Origin of the sequence: Pseudomonas sp. WPR_5_2 (assembly GCF_003634475.1) — a bacterium.
GTDB classification, from domain to species: Bacteria; Pseudomonadota; Gammaproteobacteria; order Pseudomonadales; family Pseudomonadaceae; genus Aquipseudomonas; species Aquipseudomonas izuensis.
The window spans coordinates 1,694,109-1,710,897 of record NZ_RBLA01000001.1 but is presented as its reverse complement, the minus strand read 5'-3'; the positions used below and the strand labels follow the sequence as shown (position 1 = coordinate 1,710,897).

Genomic DNA, 16,789 nt, shown 5'->3' with positions numbered 1-16,789 from the left:
TCATTCTTCCACGCGAACTTCACGGAACATGCCCATTTCCATGTGGTACAGGAGATGGCAGTGATAAGCCCAGCGCCCGAGCGCATCGGCGGTGACCCGATAGCTGCGTCGGGAGCCCGGTGGCATGTCGATGGTGTGTTTGCGCACCATGAAGTCGCCGTTCTCGTCTTCGAGGTCGCTCCACATGCCGTGCAGGTGGATGGGGTGCGTCATCATCGTGTCGTTGACCAGCACCACCCGGACGCGCTCGCCATATTTGAGGAGCAGCGGCTCGGCGTCGGAAAACTTCACGCCGTTGAACGACCAGGCGAACTTCTCCATATGCCCGGTGAGGTGCAACTCGAGGGTGCGGCCGGGCTCGCGGCCATCCGGATCGTCGAAGGTGCTGCGCAGGTCGGCATAGGTCAGGACCCGGCGACCATTGTTTCTCAGGCCGAGGCCCGGATCGTCGAGTTTGGGTGAGGTGGTCATGGCCTGCATGTCCACCAATGGGTTGTCGTTTTCCGACGCGGGATGGGCTTGCATGCCGGGCATGGCCATGGCGCTGTGGTCCATGCCGGCCATGCTGCCGTGGTCCATCCCACCCATTCCCATGTCATCCATGGTGACCAGGGGACGCGGATCCAGGGGTGGCACAGCCGCCGACAAACCGGCCTTCACCGCCAGCGTGCCACGGGCATAACCCGTGCGATCCATCGATTGGGCGAACAGGGTGTAGGCGTCGAGGGTCGGCTCGACGATCACGTCAAAGGTCTCCGCCACCGCGATGCGAAACTCGTCGACATCCACCGGTTTGACGTAGAGACCGTCGGCAGCGACCACGGTCATTTTCAAACCGGGAATGCGCACGTCGAAGTAGGTCATCGCGGAGCCGTTGATGAACCGCAGCCTCAGTTTCTCACCGGGACGGAACATTCCCGTCCAGTTGGCGTCCGGCGCCTGGCCGTTGATCAGAAAGGCGTACGTGGCGCCACTGACGTCGGCCAGATCGGTGGGGTTCATCTTCATCCCGGCCCACATCTTGCGATCGGCGATCGTCGCGCCCCAGCCGTTCTCGCTGACATCGTGGATGAAGTCGCCGACGGTGCGTTTGTTGTAGTTGTAGTAATCGGATTGTTTCTTAAGGGTCTTCATCAGACTGACCGGATCTTCGTCGGTCCAGTCGGTCAGCATCACCACGTAATCGCGGTCGTACTGGAAGGGCTCCGGTTCCCTGGCATCGATCACCAGCGGTCCGTAGACGCCGGCCTGTTCCTGCAAGCCGGAATGACTGTGGTACCAGTAGGTGCCGTTTTGCCGGACCTTGAATTGATAGACATACTGGCCACCGGGCTCTATGCCTTTGAAACTCAGACCCGGTACGCCGTCCATGTTGGCGGGCAGCAGGATGCCGTGCCAGTGAATGGAGGTGTTGTCCTTGAGTCGGTTCTTTACTCGCACGGTCACCGTGTCGCCTTCACGCCAGCGCAGGAGAGGGCCGGGCAGGCTGCCGTTGATGGTCATTGCGGTGCGTGGGTTGCCAGTGATGTTGACCGGGGTTTCGCCGATGAACAGCTCGAAATCGCTGCCGGCCAGCATTTGCGGTTCGCCGGGGCTGGTAATTGCCCAGACCGGTGTGCGCCATAACCCGAGGCCGCCAAGCAGTCCGCCGGCGGTCAGCCCTTTGACGAAGGTGCGTCTTGAAGTGTTGGAGTGCATGCCGTTTTTCCGTCAGCCTGGTGAACGTGTCGACGAGGCTAACGGGCGCTGCCTTTCAGCAGGCTGAGGCGGGGATTACAGTTTTGACAGGCGGGGCGGTGGTTACTGACGCGTCGTAGTCTTTTCGGAGGACGCTACCGTGCCGCTCCCACAATTAATGTATGAAGAAGACTTCAGCCAGCGTTGATCGGGATAGTAGGAAAACAGCAACTGCCCGTCCTTCATTGAGTCGATCAGCCGATGCGCAATCGCCGGCCTTACTGCAGGGCAGCCGAGGCTTCTGCCGATTCGGCCGTTGGCACGAGCCAGTACCGGACTGACGTACGGTGCACCGTGGATGACGATTGCCCGGTCAAAGGCGTTATCGTTGAAGCCTGGCTCCAGCCCTTCCATGCGCAAGGAATAGCCATTTTGGCCGCGATAGCTTTCCTGAGTGCGGAACAGGCCGAGGCTGGTGGCGTAGCTTTCGTTCTGGTTGGAGAATTGGGTGGCCATGTTTTCGCCGCTGTTGCGGCCATGGGCGACGAGTTCGTGGAACAGCAATTTGCGCTTTTTCAGGTCGAACACCCATAACCGTTGCTCGGTCGAAGGGAGGGAGTAGTCGATCACTGCTAGTCTCTGTGCCGGGGCCGCGCCCAGGGCGCGGGTGCATTGGGTGGCGCGTACCGCCAGGGCGATGACCTTGGCATTGGCATTGGGGGCAGCTTTGGCCAGCGCGACTTCAAGCGAATCGGCGTAGGCTGTGGGTATGAAGGCCGACGTCAACAGCAGCGCTGTGAGTAGAAAGCCAAAGCGATGTAGCGCCATAAGTAAATCTCATCAGGAATATGTCGAGTCTAGCAGCGAGTGGAACGCTAGCTTTTTGATTTGTGGGAGATTAAGGATTATCCATGGTGCAATTAACAAGGTTATTCGTCATAAGCCGCGTATTTTTTATGGTCTTTCTGATCAGCGGCACTGCTTTTGGTAAAACTTCGCCGATCGTGCAGGTATCTCCTCCAGTTAGCACGGTGTCCGCGGCGCCTGACGATGGGGTTGGCCAGGCGATCCAGGCGGTGCTGGAACCTCTGCAATCGGCGTTCCCGCCACTGCTCACTTCTCGCAAGCACCAGCGCACGGACATTAACCGCGTCGTCCTGGATTTCTATTCCCATCGCAACTATCGTGCCGCCTGGACGAATGGGCGCGATGTCACCCAGTTGTTCAAAAGCCTGAACGAGACCGCATTCGATGGCTTGAACCCTGCGGATTACCGGGGCACTGAACTGCTCCAGGCGCAACTGGCAATGCAGGCTAGCGCGCCAACGCCGGCGCAATCGGCGGCTTTCGATATCGGGTTGACCCGCACCTACATCACCGCGCTGCTGCAATTGCGGCGCGGTAAAGTCGATCCGTCCCGGCTGGATTTTCACTGGAATTTCGACCCGGTGGGGGTTGATCCCCGTGAAGATGTGAACAGTTTCTTCGTCGCCCTCGATGATCACGACGTGGCAGGCGCGTTTGCAAAAGCTCCGCCGCAAGAGGCGGTTTATCGCAGCATGCGCGAGGCGCTGGCGCAGTTGCGTCAGGTTCGGGATGCGGGCGGTTGGCCGAAGGTCGCCGAGGGGCAGTCGCTCAAGCCGGGGATGGACGGTGTTGCAGTCGCCCAGTTACGGGCCCGTCTGGTGGCCGGGGGGTATCTGGAGCCACATAAGAGCAAACGCAGCGATTACGACGATAAAGTCATCGCGGCGGTGAAGAAATATCAAGTCGAACAGTACCTGGGCGCGGATGGGGTGGCAGGGGCGACGACCCTGGCGGCGCTGAATGTGCCGGTCGAGGCTCGGATCGATCAGGTCCGGGTGAACATGGAGCGGGCGCGGTGGTTGCTGTACAAGCTTCGGGGCACTTTTGTCGTCGTCGACATTGCAGGCTACAAAGTGGCGCTGTACCGCGACGGTCAACCGATCTGGCGTTCCCGGGTACAGGTCGGCAAGCCGATTCGCAGTACGCCGGTGTTTCAGTCCGAGATCACCTACGTCACCTTCAACCCCACCTGGACCGTGCCGCCGACGATTCTGGTCAAGGATATGCTGCCCAAGATTCAACAGAACCCGGATTACCTGGCGGCCAACCGGATCAGAGTCCTGGATCGCGACGGCAACGTGCTCGATCCGGCGACTGTCGATTGGTACAACGCCCGCGGTCTGACACTGCGCCAGGACGCCGGTCCTGATAATTCATTAGGGCAGGTGGCCATTCGCTTCCCCAACGACTATGCGATCTATCTGCACGATACGCCCCATCGCGAGCTGTTCGCCAAGTCCGTACGTGCCACCAGTTCCGGCTGCATCCGGGTGGAAAACCCGCTGCAATTAGTCGAACTGTTATTCAACGACCCGGCACGCTGGAACAGCGAGGGCATTCAAAAACAGTTGGCCAATGGCAAGACTGAAAACATCAGGCTCCCGGTCAGGGTGCCGGTGCTGTTGGCTTACTGGACGGTCGATCTGAGTAAAGAAGGGCGGGTAACGTTCAAACCGGACGTTTATGGTTACGACAGTCCGGTGCTGCAACAGTTGAACTTGCCTTCGAAACTGCCGGCCCTGGAAATACCGCAGGCAGAAAACCCACTGGTGGTGACAGGGAAAGGCGAGCAATAGTCGTCGGAAAAAAAGTCCGGATGCTTTCCGATGAAAACTATCGTAATGAAAACGAGTCACAGATGATCGTTCGGCATGGATAGGGAATTCAAAGATGGTTGTTGCGCAGAAAAACTCGTCATTCACCAAAGGTCAGCCTCGTGTGCATGGCCTCGATGAGTGCCGCAACATTCAAAAAGGTTCAGTGTTCATCATTGCTTCAGGGGCATCGGCCAAAGATTTTCCTTTGCACAGGTACGCCGATGTTCCAATGATTACCATGAACGGTGCCATCTCGAAATTTACCGGGACAGGTATCAAGCCGTTTTTTTATGTGTGTACCGATCAGGGTTTTTCCGAACAGCAGCCAGATCTTTTTACGCAAGCCATGCGTCTCAGCGAGCGGGTTGCACTATGGGAAAGCCATGTCTGGCATACCACGCTCAAGCCCCAGGGCGATCTGTATCTGCTGAGGCGGGCGCCGAAACTGACATGGCGAGATCTGTTCCGTAGCGATGACGAGCTGATCAGAAGCCGTAAACTTGGCAATGGCCGCAATAAAACCCTGGGCTTCAGCAAGAATCTCAAGCGCGGTTTCTTTGATGCTCGCACGGTCGCTTATCTGGCATTACAACTTGCCTATCACGTGGGGTTCAGCAAGGTATTCCTGGTGGGAGTCGATCTGGACCCGTCGGTGGGCCGATTCTACGAAGTAGCAGGCAAGTTCACCTCTCCCTGTGTGCTCGATGAGCATTTCTTTACGAGAATCCTGCCGTCGTTTGAGATTTTGTCGAAATACGTCATGAACAAAGATTTTCAGGTCTACAACTTATCCGCTAACTCAAGGATCCCTACAAATCTGGTTCCTCGAGTGACGCTCGATGAACTTGACAGGCTCATCTGACTCCCGTCCTTGATCGGTAAACAAACAGGCGCTTTTTTTGCTTGTACCTGGCTCTATTTCACCCGCAAAAACGCCACTGGCGCCCATTGTGCTCTGCTTGATGCGCGATCGGGCAGGGGGCGACCACAACGTATCTGAATCGCTTGATCGGGGACTCCCATTTATCCCCGATAACCCCGTAGACTACGCGCACAAAAATTAAGGGCTTTTGGGCCGGTGCCCAGGCGTTGCCCTTGAAGGATGAGCTTTTTTGCCCACACGCTTTCACGACCCGCACCCCACCCCCGGCGTTGCATTGAAACGCATACCGCTGCGCAAGGCCGCGGTATTGTTTATTGCCACGGTGTGTCTGTGCCTGTGCGCTTTGCTTTATCTGCAACTGGAGCAATCCCGGCGTCATGACCTGAGCCAGGCCCAGGTCGCCTCGTCGAACCTGACGCGGGCGATGGCGCAGCAGGCCGAAGATACGTTCATGAAGGCCGATCTGGTGTTGACCAGTCTGGTGGACTGGATCCAGGTCGACGGTTTCGATGCGCCTCTGCGGCCCCGTCTGCAAAAAACCTTCGCCCGGCGGGTGCAGGCGCTGGACCAATTACACGGGATCCTGCTGTTTGACCAGAAGGGCCAATGGGTCGTGACCTCGTTCGAGAGTCTGCCCCGTGGTCCCGGCGTGGCGGATCGCGAATACTTCAAGTTCCACCAGCAGAATGTGACGTCCGTGGCGCACATCGGCCCGGCGATTCGCAGCCGGGAAAATGGCGAATGGATCATTCCGGTTTCCAAGCGGGTGAACGACAGGAACGGTCAGTTCCAGGGCGTCTTGCTGGCCGGTATCAAGATGTCGTACTTCGACCAGTTCTTCAAAAGTTTCAGCATTGATGACAACGGTTCGATGTTCGTCGCGTTGACCGATGGAACGCTGCTGGCGCGGCGGCCGTTCGTGGAGTCGCAGATCGGTACGTCGTTGGCCCAGGGCGAAATCTTCCAGAACCTCCTGCCCCAGGCGCCCTCCGGTAACGCGATGTTTACTTCGATGGTGGATGGCGTCGTGCGGTTGTTTGGCTACCGGCAGCTGGAGGCTTACCCGCTGGTGGTTTCGGCGGCATCGTCCAGGGATTCGATTCTGGCGGGGTGGTACGACACGGCGTTTCGCTCCAGCGTCATTGTCGCGTTGGTCATGCTCGGCGTCGGTCTGTTCGGCTGGGTCTTCATCCGGCAGGTGCGTGTCGGTGAGCGGGTCGAGGCGGATTTGCGCGAGGCTCAGCAAGCGCTGGAGCTCATCGCCACCCACGACAGCCTGACCGGCCTGGGCAATCGCCGGTTGTTCGAGCGGGCGCTGGAGATCGAGTTCGGACGCGGCGCACGACAGCAAAGCTCGTTGAGCCTGATCATGCTCGATATCGATTACTTCAAATGTTACAACGACACCTATGGCCATGTGGTCGGGGATCATTGCCTGGCCCAAGTCGCGAGGGCAGTGAAAGGTTGCTGTCATCGCAAGGCCGACCTGGCGGTGCGTTACGGCGGTGAAGAGTTTGCGGTGTTGCTGCCCGACACTGACATTCATGGCGCCATGACCATTGCCGAACAGATCCGCCGCAGTGTCATGGGCAAGAACATCAGCCACACCGGATCGCCCATTGGTTATGTGACGGTCAGCCTTGGTTGCTATTCGTTCGTGCCGACGGGGCAGGACAGCATGGACGTGTTCGTTCAGCGGGCGGACGCGGCGTTGTATCAGGCCAAGCATTCGGGGCGCAATCGTTCGGCCGTGCTGTCGATGGAGGGCGGCGTCGAGGCGCTGATGCGTTCGGATCGTTGAGCGCTTGTCCTGTTGTTTCATCTGCGCAACACCCCGGCGAGCCGGTCGTCCGCCTGTCAGTTCCCGTTCATTTGATCGTCTAGAGTTCCGTTAGCGCTGCCGGCTTCGGCAGGTGTTCCCACCGCACGGACGATCGCTAACATGTTGATAACCCGAGCATTGACAGCCGTAGCTCTCACCCTTGCAGCCTCCGCTATCTTTCCACTGGCCAGTCACGCGCAATCGAAAATCACTTCCGAGGAAGCCCACGCCATTGGCGTTGAAGCCTACGTTTATTTCTACCCGCTGCTGACCATGGACATTACCCGCAAGCAGTTCACCAACATCGAGCCGGGCAAGGAGTTTGGCAAAGGTCCGATGAACATGTTTGTGAGCGTGCCGCAGTATCCGCCCGCGAGTTTCAAAGGGGTGGTGCGCTCGAATTTCGACACCCTGTATTCGATCGCCTGGCTCGACTTGACCAAGGAACCGCTGGTCATCTCCGCGCCGGACACCGCCGGGCGTTTCTATTTGCTGCCGATGCTCGACATGTGGAGCGACGTGTTCGCCTCGCCAGGCTGGCGCACCACAGGCACCGACGCTGCGCAGTTTCTGGTGACGCCACCGGGTTGGAGCGGCACGGTGCCTGCCGGGTTGAATCACTTGCCGGCGCCGACGCCTTTTGTCTGGGTCATCGGCCGGACCAAGACCGACGGCGAGGCGGACTACGCGGCCGTGCACAAGATCCAGGCGGGCTACACCGTGACGCCGCTGTCGCGACTCGGTAAAAGCGCGGAACCGGTCAGTGTCCAGATCGACCCGGCCGTGGACATGAAGACCCCGCCGAAGATCCAGGTCGACACCCTGCCGGCGGCCAAATACTTCGCTTATGCCGCCGAATTGCTCAGCGTGCATCCGGCCCACAGCACCGATCAACCGATGCTGGCGCAGATCAAGCGGATCGGCCTCGAGCCCGGCAAGCCGTTCGACATGGACGCGCTGGAGCCTGAAATCAAGGCTGCGCTGCAAACCGTGCCTGAAGAAGCGCAGGCGTTGATGAAGTGGAAAGTGGAAACCCTGGCACGAGTGGTCAATGGCTGGTCGATGAACACCGATACCATGGGTGTCTATGGCAACTACTATCTCAAGCGCGCGGTCGTTGCCCAGGTGGGGCTCGGCGCCAATCTGCCCGAGGATGCGATTTATCCATTGAACATAGGCGATGCAAACGGCAAGGCGCTCGACGGTGCAAATAAATACGTGCTGCATTTCCCCAAAGGGGAGGCGCCGCCGGTGAACGCGTTCTGGTCGATCACCCTGTACGATCCCGAAGGCTTTCAGGTCGGCAATGGGCTCAACCGTTTTGCGGTGAGCAGCTGGATGCCGTTCAAGAACAACGCCGATGGTTCGCTGGACCTCTATTTCCAGAAAGAAAGCCCCGGCAAGGAGCTTGAAGCCAATTGGCTGCCGGCGCCTGAAGGGCCGTTCAACCTGACCATGCGCCTGTACGGGCCGAAGGCGGAGGCGTTGAACGGCAAGTGGAATCCGCCGCCGGTCAAGCAGATGTAGGTGTCAGGTAATGGAGGCAGCCGACGACAGTTCACCATCGGCCGCCTTTACGCGTTCAGGTGCCTGTCCCACCGCCAGCACCACCGGTTCCACCGCCTGCCGACCCGGTGCCGCCACCGGCACCCGAACCAGAGCCGGAACCGCTGGCGCCACCGGCACTGCCGCTTGAGGATCCGGTTGCACCGCCATCACCGGCATTGCCGCCAGAGGGCGAGGCGGGGGTGTTGTCGGGCGGCATGACGGGCCCGCTGGTTGCGCGGGATTTGGTGCCTGTCGCATCCGCGTCCTCGCCCGATGCGGCAAAGGACGCCAGCGACGTTGCAGACAATAATCCGGCGAGAAAGAGTGAAGCGACTTTGATGTTCATCATGGTCCGTCTCCCAAAAATGAGTCGTTACCTGATGTTGGTGTGAAAGGCGGGCGGGTTGGTGCCGGCTGGATGACGAGTGGTGTGCGTGGAGTAAAAAGGCAAACCTCCAACCATCGCAACCACCGTGAGGCATCGAGGTCACAACCTTGACACCCGGCCAAATGGAACGGCGACCATGAAAAAACTGCGGATTGCGACCTTCAACGTTAACGGAATGCGTGCCCGGCTGCCGAACCTGCTGGCCTGGCTTGATCGCGAGCAGCCGGACATTGCCTGTTTGCAGGAGCTCAAGTCGGTTGACAGCGCCTTTCCCGCCGCCGAGCTTGAGGCCATCGGCTACGGTGCGATCTGGCAGGGCCAGGCGTCGTGGAACGGGGTGGCGATTCTGGCGCGGGATGCACAGCCATTGGAGAGCCGGCGAGGGTTGCCGGGCGATGAGGGCGACAGCCACAGTCGCTATCTGGAAGCCGCCGTGCACGGGGTGGTGGTGGGCTGCCTGTACCTGCCCAATGGCAACCCGCAACCGGGACCGAAATTTGATTACAAGCTGGCGTGGTTCGAGCGGCTGATCCGCTATGCGCAGGTGCTGCAAAGCAGCGAACACCCGGTGGTGCTGGCCGGTGACTACAACGTGGTTCCCACCGACCTGGACATCTACAACCCGCGCTCCTGGCTCAAGGATGCCTTGCTGCAACCGCAAAGCCGCGAGTGTTACCAGCGTTTGCTGGATCAAGGCTGGACCGATTCCTTGCGATATTTGTATCCGGAGGATCGGCTCTACACCTTCTGGGACTACTTTCGCCAGCACTGGCAAAAGAACTCCGGGTTGCGCATCGACCATCTGCTGCTCAATCCGGTGTTGAGCCCTTACTTGCAGGACGCTGGCGTCGATGCCTGGGTGCGCAACGAACCCCATGCCAGTGATCATGCGCCGACCTGGATTCAACTGGACTCGCGAAAGCGTCATTAATGTTTCCAGCGGGGCGATTGGCTAAATCAATTGTCGGCGGCAGCGGTTCATCCCTTATACATAGCGCCCATTGGCGGAACGATCCGTCGCCTGCGTGCATAAGGACTGAACGATGAGCGAGACACGCCTGACGAGCCGTGGACTGTACCTTCAACGCCTGGGCTTCGATGCGCCCCCGGCGCCGACCCTGGAGACTTTGCGTCAACTTCAACTGCGCCACACCGGTGCCTTCGCGTTTGAAAACCTCACCACGCTGTCGGGCGAACCGGTGCTGATCGACTTGCCATCGGTAGAGCGCAAGGTCCTGCACGGCGAGCGCGGCGGGTACTGCTACGAACTCAACAATCTGTTCCTCGCCTTGCTTCAAGAGTTGGGTTTCGACGCGCGTGGCATCAGCGGCCGCGTGGTCATGGGCCAGCCCGAGGGTGCATGGACTGCCCGAACGCATCGCTTGAGCCTGGTGACCCTGGACGGTGTGCGCTACATCACCGATGTCGGCTTCGGCGGCATGGTGCCCACCGCGCCACTGTTGCTCGATAGCCGGGCTGAACAGCTCACTCCCCACGAACCCTATCGCATCGAGCAGCACGCTGACGGCTACACCCTGCGTGCCAAGGTCGGGGACGAGTGGCGAGCGATGTACATCTTCGATTTGCAGCGCCAGGAAGATATCGATTACTCGGTCGGCAACTGGTACGTCTCGACCCATCCCGAATCATCGTTCGCCAGGCAACTGATGGTGGCGCGGACCGGGGAGGGGTGGCGACGCACCCTCAACAATGGCAATTTTGCGATCCATCGCATGGGCCGCGACAGCGAACGCCGGCAGGTGGCCGATGTGCAGGAGCTGACCGCATTGCTGGAAAACGAATTCGGCATCCGGGTGCCGGCCAATGAGACGTTGATGCGTACGCTTGAGCGCCTGATCGAGCCGCAATAAGCGCGTTATCGCGCACACAAAAACGGGGCAGATTGAAACAATCTGCCCCGTATTGCATCAAGCCTAGGGCCTGGCTTCAGGCTCCATCACGCGATGAATTTCCCTGAGGGCTTCCGCAAGTTTTTTCTCCAGGCTCTTCAGCTCCGAATTCGTGATCCCCTTTTTGAGGTGCCCGGCAGTGCCGGGCTCTGTAACTTTGCCCTGCTCGGTCAGCAGCGCCCGGCGCAGGGTGTTGTTGATTGCGGTCTGGTAACCATACCCCTCGCTCTCTGCCAGGGCGCGTGCAGCCTCGATGACGACATCATCGAGCATGATGGTGATTCGGGTCTTGCCTTTGCTGGTGGCAACGGCCCCACGCTTGGCAAGGCTGAAGTCGTACTCGTCTTTCATGGGTCAAGCCTCCAGATACTGGCGGCGCTCGTTTTTGCTGGCGAGGCGCGCCGAAATAATTCGAACGAAATTTGGATCACGCCACGTGTACACAACCACCAGCAAACGACCTTTGCCATCGAGTCCGATGGTGATCCAGCGCTGTTCATCATGGTGATCGTCCTGAAGGGTCAGGGCGTATTCGTCATGGAACACCGGTTCTGCGTCGGCGAGGCTGATGCCCTTGTGCTTGAGTTTGTTGGCTGCGTTCTTTGCCTTGTGAAACTGAATTTCGAATGGCTTCATTATGCATACGTTATATGTATATGAAAGAGGGGCGACCATGCCCGAGGGTCGCCAGGAACTCAAAAGACTAGCGGGCGCGGGAAAGAGGGCCGGGAGGATGTATTTCAAGGTTTATGGCGCGATGGCACACAGCCTGCATGACCAACCGTTCATAATTTGAATGGCAAGTTGTATACAACTCTATAGACATTTGTCCTGAGTCTTGCATACAGTGTGCGCATAACAAAAACCAGGGAACCCCCTAACATGAAAACGCCCCATGTTTCATACCAACGGCCCGAAGACGAAAATCTCGGGATCGGCGCGAATATGGCTTACGGCCTGCAACATGTTCTGACCATGTACGGTGGCATCGTCGCGGTGCCTTTGATCATTGGTCAGGCTGCCGGGCTGTCGCCGGCGGACATTGGTTTGTTGATTGCTGCTTCATTGTTTGCGGGGGGGCTGGCCACGTTGCTGCAAACCCTGGGCTTACCGTTTTTCGGTTGTCAGTTGCCGCTGGTGCAGGGCGTGTCGTTCTCCGGCGTTGCGACAATGGTGGCGATTGTCAGCAGCGGTGGGGAGGGCGGGTTTCAGTCTATTCTGGGCGCGGTGATTGCGGCGTCCCTGATCGGGTTGCTGATCACGCCCGTGTTCTCTCGAATCACCAAGTTCTTTCCACCGCTGGTCACGGGGATCGTGATCACTACCATCGGCCTGACCTTAATGCCGGTGGCCGCTCGCTGGGCCATGGGTGGCAATAGCCATGTCCCGGAATTCGGCAGCATGGCCAATATCGGCCTGGCGGCGGTGACACTGGTGCTGGTGCTGTTGCTGAGCAAGATTGGCAGCGCCACCATCTCCCGCCTGTCGATCCTGCTGGCGATGGTCATCGGCACGATCATCGCGGTGTTCCTCGGCATGGCGGATTTCTCGTCCGTGACCCAGGGCCCGATGTTCGGTTTCCCCACACCGTTCCATTTCGGCATGCCGACGTTCCACTTCGCCGCGATCCTGTCGATGTGCATTGTGGTCATGGTGACCCTGGTGGAAACCTCGGCGGACATCCTGGCGGTCGGTGAAATCATCGGCACCAAGGTTGACTCCAAGCGGCTGGGCAACGGATTGCGGGCCGACATGCTGTCGAGCATGGTTGCGCCGATCTTCGGCTCCTTCACCCAGAGCGCGTTCGCCCAGAACGTCGGGCTGGTGGCGGTCACCGGAATCAAGAGCCGTTATGTAGTGGCCACCGGAGGCCTGTTCCTGGTGATTCTCGGCTTGCTGCCATTCATGGGCCGGGTCATCGCCGCCGTGCCGACCTCCGTCCTCGGCGGGGCCGGAATCGTGTTGTTCGGCACCGTAGCCGCCAGTGGCATTCGGACCTTGTCCAAGGTCGACTACCGCAACAACGTCAACCTGATCATTGTCGCCACCTCCATCGGCTTCGGCATGATCCCGATTGCCGCACCGAACTTCTACGACCACTTCCCAAGCTGGTTCTCCACGATCTTCCACTCGGGCATCAGCTCCTCGGCCATCATGGCCATCGTACTGAACCTGACCTTCAACCACCTCACGGCCGGCAACTCCGACCAGCAGTCGGTGTTTGCGGCGGGGACCGAGCGGGTCTTGCGTTATCAGGATCTGGCGGCATTGCGCGAAGGGGATTACTTCAGTGACGGCAAACTGCACGATTGCGACGGGAAAGAGATTCCGGTGGTGGAAGTAGACCACGGGCATGGAGAGCCGCGGGCGGTGCATGCCAAGAGCGGTGAGCATGTCTGACGTTCATTGCGAATGAAAAGGGCCGATCTGTTGAATAGACAGATCGGCTTTTTGCTGTTCTATCGACCACAAAAACCCCTGAGCCGCCCGGTCAAAGGAATCGCCCTTACCACGCGTCAGACAAAACCTTCTGAATCAATGGTTTACAGCCTTCCAGCGAAGCTGCAAAACAGAAAAACGGCCAGCCATTTGCGCTATCCCTATTAAAGAAGGAAGGGCCGCTGCCGCTTGCCCCGACGCCAGTTACTAAATGTTTCCCTGATCCCTAAAGTATCAAATGGCCATGTCGATAAACTCTTCGAACATGGCACAGACTCGTGGATTCGTTTTGCGGCGATGCGAGAGTGATTAAGGGTGCCAGCTACTCAATTCTTCCAAGGAACGTTAACCCTATGACCTCCATCGTCACGTCAATGTCAACGGCTCAAATCGCCGTTTTGTCAACCAAGCAGATCGCGGCACTGTCGACTTCCGATATTGCCGCGCTCAGCACTGCGCAAGCTGCGGTTCTGACCACCAGCCAGATTGCCACGCTGTCGACTGCCGACGTTGTCTCGCTGAGCACGGCCGCCATTGCAGCCTTTAATGCCTCGCAGCTGGGCGCGCTGAACACCCAGGATGTCGCCGCACTCGCTACTGCCCAGGTTGCCGCGCTGACCACCACTCAGGTGGCTGCGTTTTCCACCACCCAGATTTCCGCCCTGACAGCGACTCAGGTCGGTGCACTGGCCATCAACATGACCACTGCCCAGATCGGTGCGCTGTCGGCGACTCAGGTCAAAGGCTTGTCCACCACTGTGCTGGGTGCCATGACCGCCACTCCAGTGGCAGCGTTCAGCACCAAAGCCATTGCGGCGCTGACGACCGCCCAGATCGGCGCTCTGTCGACCACGGCCGCCAGTGCAATGACCACCGCTCAGGTCACCGCGCTGACGACTGCGCAGGTTGGCGCCGTTGCCACCAAGCTGTCGACCGGCCAGATTGGCACACTGACCACCGGTCAGGTCTCGGGTCTGACCACCACCGCACTGGCGGGCCTGAGCACTGCTCAGTTGCAGGCGATCTCGACCAAGGACATTGCTCTGCTGTCGACTGCACAGGTATCGGGCCTGTCGACTTCCGCGTTGGGCAACCTGACCACCGCTCAGCTGCAAGCCATTTCGATCACGGACGTTGCCGCGCTGTCGACCACTCAGGTCGGCGCCCTGTCGACTGCCCAGGTTAACGCGCTGACGACCATCCAGGCGGGCGCGTTGACCGGTACCCAAGTCAGCACCCTGGCGGCCAAACTGACCACCGCCCAGGTCGGCGCACTGTCGGTCACGCAAGCAACAGGCCTGAGCACCACGGCAATGGCCGCGCTGTCCACCACTCAGCTGGCGGCCATTTCGACCAAAGACATCGTGGCACTGACCACTGCCCAACTGGGCGCCATTGCCACCGCAGACGTCGCCTCCCTGACGACTGCCCAGGTCACGGCAATGACCAACACCCAGGTCGGCGCTCTGGCGGCAAAAATGTCGACCACGCAGATTGGCGTACTGACTGCCGCTCAAGCGGGCAGTTTGTCGACCACCGTTCTGGGCTCGCTGAGCTCGAACCAGCTGCAGGCCATCTCGACCAAGGACATCGCTGTCCTGTCGACGGCGCAGGTAGCGAGCCTGTCGACCACCGCACTGGGTAACCTGACCACCGCTCAACTTCAGGCCATTTCGGCCAAAGACGTTGCCGTGCTCTCGACCACTCAGGTCGGCGCCCTGACCACGGCCCAGGTCGGCTCACTGGTGACCACCCAGGTCGCAGCACTGACCAGCACCCAGGTTGGCACTCTGGCTGCCAAACTGACCACCGGTCAGATCGGTACGCTGTCCACGTTGCAGGCTGCGGGTCTCACGACCACCGCGTTGGCCGCCCTGAGCACCGCTCAGGTCGCCGCGATTTCCACCGCGGACATCGCGAAGTTGACCACCACCCAGTTGGGCGGTTTGACAACGGCAGGTGTCGCCGCGCTGACGACCGCCCAGGTCACGGCATTGACCACCGCCCAAGTCGGTGTACTGGCGACCAACCTGACGACCGGTCAGATTGGCGCGCTGACCGTCACTCAGGCAGCAGGTCTGTCGACCACCGTTCTGGGCTCGCTGAGCACCGCTCAGTTGCAGGCGATTTCGACCAAGGACATTGCTGCCCTGTCCACCGCGCAGGTGTCCGGCCTGTCGACCACGGCGCTGGGTAACCTGACGACTGCTCAGCTTCAGGCGATCTCGACCAAAGACGTGGCCGCCCTGTCGACCGCGCAATTGGGCTCGTTGACCACCGCCCAGGTCGGCGCTCTGGTCACTGCACAGGTTGCAGCACTGACCAGCACCCAGGTCGGCACGCTGGCCACCAACCTGACCACTGGTCAGATCGGCACACTGTCGACCACTCAGGTAGCGGGTATCAGCACGACTGCCATCGCTGCCTTGAGCACTGCCCAGGTTGCTGCCATTGCCACCCGTGATATCGCGTCGCTGACAACCACTCAGTTGGGCTCTCTGGGAACAACCAGTGTCGCCGCCATGACAACTGCCCAGGTGGCAGCGCTGACGACCACTCAAGTCGGCACGCTGACCGCCAAGCTGACCACTGGCCAGGTCGCTGCACTGAACATCACCCAGGTCACCGGCCTGGTTGTCGGTAGCCTGAGCACCGCCCAGGTGGCAGCGGTTTCGACCGCTGATATCGGCGCACTGTCGACCACGCAGATGACGGCGATGTCGACCGCTCAGGTCGGTAGCCTGACCACCGGCCAGATTGCAGCCTTGAAGTACACCCAGGTCAGCTCGCTGGGCCAGAACTTCACCACCACCCAGCTCGGCGCTCTGACCACGGCTCAGGCCGCTGGTTTGACCACCTCGCTGCTGGCCGGGTTGAGCACGACTCAGTTGCAGGCGATCTCGACCAAGGAAATCGCAGCCCTGTCGACCACCCAGGTATCGGGTCTGGCGGCTTCGGTGCTGAACGGCCTGAGCACCACTCAGGTTCAGGCGATCGAGGTAGCTGATATCGGCGCCCTGACGACGGCCCAGGCCGGCGCTCTGGCAAGTGCCCAGGTCACCGCCCTGACCAGCAGTCAGGTCGCTGCCCTGAAGTACACCCAGGTCAGCGCGCTGGGTACTAACCTGTCCACCACTCAGGTCGGTCAGCTGTCGGTCGCGCAGGTAGCGGGTATCTCGACTTCGACTCTGGCGGCCATGAGCACCGCACAGGTTGCAGCGATCACTACCAAGGATATTGCTGCCCTGACCACCACGCAGGTGAGCTCGCTGACCACGGCGCAGATCGGTGCACTGTCGACCTCCCAGGTCGGTGCACTGACCCACACTCAGGTCGGCGCCATGACCTCCACCCAACTGGGTACGCTCTCTACAACTCAGATCCCGTATCTGACCCTGTAAGGACGCCACCCAGGCTCATGAAACGACGCTTGTCCAT

13 protein-coding genes are annotated in these 16,789 nt (G+C 59.8%); 8 read left to right on the top strand and 5 right to left on the bottom strand.

Translation table 11 applies throughout. The features are described from left to right. Positions 1–1,698 (bottom strand): copper resistance system multicopper oxidase, encoded by a 1,698-nt coding sequence (locus tag BJ917_RS07620; protein WP_121102915.1) that lies wholly within the window; start codon positions 1,696–1,698, stop codon positions 1–3. A gap of 102 nt (positions 1,699–1,800) precedes the next feature. Then, positions 1,801–2,505, bottom strand: coding sequence for a murein L,D-transpeptidase catalytic domain family protein (locus tag BJ917_RS07615; RefSeq protein ID WP_096512588.1), 705 nt, complete (start codon positions 2,503–2,505; stop codon positions 1,801–1,803). Positions 2,506–2,588: 83 nt separating this feature from the next. Here BJ917_RS07615 and BJ917_RS07610 point away from each other — a divergent pair, with 83 nt between their 5' ends. The 4 genes from BJ917_RS07610 (at position 2,589) to BJ917_RS07595 (ending at position 8,593) form a co-directional block, all read left to right on the top strand. Continuing rightward, complete coding sequence (locus BJ917_RS07610; protein WP_121102913.1) at positions 2,589–4,340, top strand: murein L,D-transpeptidase; 1,752 nt, start codon at positions 2,589–2,591, stop codon at positions 4,338–4,340. Between the two features lie 94 nt (positions 4,341–4,434). Continuing rightward, positions 4,435–5,223, top strand: a complete 789-nt coding sequence (locus BJ917_RS07605; RefSeq protein WP_096512586.1) for a lipopolysaccharide biosynthesis protein — start codon at positions 4,435–4,437, stop codon at positions 5,221–5,223. A 250-nt stretch (positions 5,224–5,473) separates the two neighbouring features. Then, the gene (locus tag BJ917_RS07600) at positions 5,474–7,045 is read left to right on the top strand and encodes a GGDEF domain-containing protein (RefSeq protein WP_121102911.1); all 1,572 of its coding nucleotides are present in this window, start codon (positions 5,474–5,476) and stop codon (positions 7,043–7,045) included. Positions 7,046–7,186: 141 nt separating this feature from the next. Then, positions 7,187–8,593, top strand: coding sequence for a DUF1254 domain-containing protein (locus tag BJ917_RS07595; RefSeq protein ID WP_096512584.1), 1,407 nt, complete (start codon positions 7,187–7,189; stop codon positions 8,591–8,593). A 55-nt stretch (positions 8,594–8,648) separates the two neighbouring features. Here the strand turns inward: BJ917_RS07595 and BJ917_RS32245 are convergent, their stop codons facing one another. Further along, entirely contained in the window at positions 8,649–8,963 is a 315-nt protein-coding gene (locus tag BJ917_RS32245) for a hypothetical protein (protein ID WP_121102908.1), read from the bottom strand. Positions 8,964–9,138: 175 nt separating this feature from the next. Between BJ917_RS32245 and BJ917_RS07585 the strand changes: the two genes are divergently transcribed. Further along, entirely contained in the window at positions 9,139–9,933 is a 795-nt protein-coding gene (locus BJ917_RS07585) for an exodeoxyribonuclease III (RefSeq protein ID WP_121102906.1), read from the top strand. Between the two features lie 112 nt (positions 9,934–10,045). Beyond that, positions 10,046–10,873, top strand: coding sequence for an arylamine N-acetyltransferase (locus tag BJ917_RS07580; RefSeq protein WP_096512581.1), 828 nt, complete (start codon positions 10,046–10,048; stop codon positions 10,871–10,873). A 63-nt stretch (positions 10,874–10,936) separates the two neighbouring features. Here BJ917_RS07580 and BJ917_RS07575 read toward each other — a convergent pair whose 3' ends face one another. Both BJ917_RS07575 and BJ917_RS07570 read right to left on the bottom strand, forming a co-directional pair. Beyond that, the gene (locus BJ917_RS07575) at positions 10,937–11,263 is read right to left on the bottom strand and encodes a BrnA antitoxin family protein (RefSeq protein ID WP_121102904.1); all 327 of its coding nucleotides are present in this window, start codon (positions 11,261–11,263) and stop codon (positions 10,937–10,939) included. A gap of 3 nt (positions 11,264–11,266) precedes the next feature. After that, complete coding sequence (locus tag BJ917_RS07570; protein ID WP_096512579.1) at positions 11,267–11,548, bottom strand: BrnT family toxin; 282 nt, start codon at positions 11,546–11,548, stop codon at positions 11,267–11,269. Between the two features lie 246 nt (positions 11,549–11,794). Between BJ917_RS07570 and BJ917_RS07565 the strand changes: the two genes are divergently transcribed. Both BJ917_RS07565 and BJ917_RS07560 read left to right on the top strand, forming a co-directional pair. Further along, a complete protein-coding gene (locus tag BJ917_RS07565; protein WP_121102902.1) occupies positions 11,795–13,312 on the top strand; it encodes a nucleobase:cation symporter-2 family protein in 1,518 nt (505 codons plus the stop codon). Between the two features lie 392 nt (positions 13,313–13,704). Then, positions 13,705–16,752: a heme utilization protein gene (locus tag BJ917_RS07560; RefSeq protein WP_096512577.1), complete on the top strand. Its 3,048-nt coding sequence runs from the start codon at positions 13,705–13,707 to the stop codon at positions 16,750–16,752. Positions 16,753–16,789 lie beyond the last annotated feature (37 nt).

Bases quoted from the DNA above. Each gene is read 5' to 3' on its own strand.
- BJ917_RS07620 (WP_121102915.1), bottom strand. From the start codon at position 1,698: ATGCACTCCAACACTTCAAGACGCACCTTCGTCAAAGGGCTGACCGCC.
- BJ917_RS07615 (WP_096512588.1), bottom strand. From the start codon at position 2,505: ATGGCGCTACATCGCTTTGGCTTTCTACTCACAGCGCTGCTGTTGACG.
- BJ917_RS07610 (WP_121102913.1), top strand. From the start codon at position 2,589: ATGGTGCAATTAACAAGGTTATTCGTCATAAGCCGCGTATTTTTTATG.
- BJ917_RS07605 (WP_096512586.1), top strand. From the start codon at position 4,435: ATGGTTGTTGCGCAGAAAAACTCGTCATTCACCAAAGGTCAGCCTCGT.
- BJ917_RS07595 (WP_096512584.1), top strand. From the start codon at position 7,187: ATGTTGATAACCCGAGCATTGACAGCCGTAGCTCTCACCCTTGCAGCC.
- BJ917_RS32245 (WP_121102908.1), bottom strand. From the start codon at position 8,963: ATGATGAACATCAAAGTCGCTTCACTCTTTCTCGCCGGATTATTGTCT.
- BJ917_RS07585 (WP_121102906.1), top strand. From the start codon at position 9,139: ATGAAAAAACTGCGGATTGCGACCTTCAACGTTAACGGAATGCGTGCC.
- BJ917_RS07580 (WP_096512581.1), top strand. From the start codon at position 10,046: ATGAGCGAGACACGCCTGACGAGCCGTGGACTGTACCTTCAACGCCTG.
- BJ917_RS07575 (WP_121102904.1), bottom strand. From the start codon at position 11,263: ATGAAAGACGAGTACGACTTCAGCCTTGCCAAGCGTGGGGCCGTTGCC.
- BJ917_RS07570 (WP_096512579.1), bottom strand. From the start codon at position 11,548: ATGAAGCCATTCGAAATTCAGTTTCACAAGGCAAAGAACGCAGCCAAC.
- BJ917_RS07565 (WP_121102902.1), top strand. From the start codon at position 11,795: ATGAAAACGCCCCATGTTTCATACCAACGGCCCGAAGACGAAAATCTC.
- BJ917_RS07560 (WP_096512577.1), top strand. From the start codon at position 13,705: ATGACCTCCATCGTCACGTCAATGTCAACGGCTCAAATCGCCGTTTTG.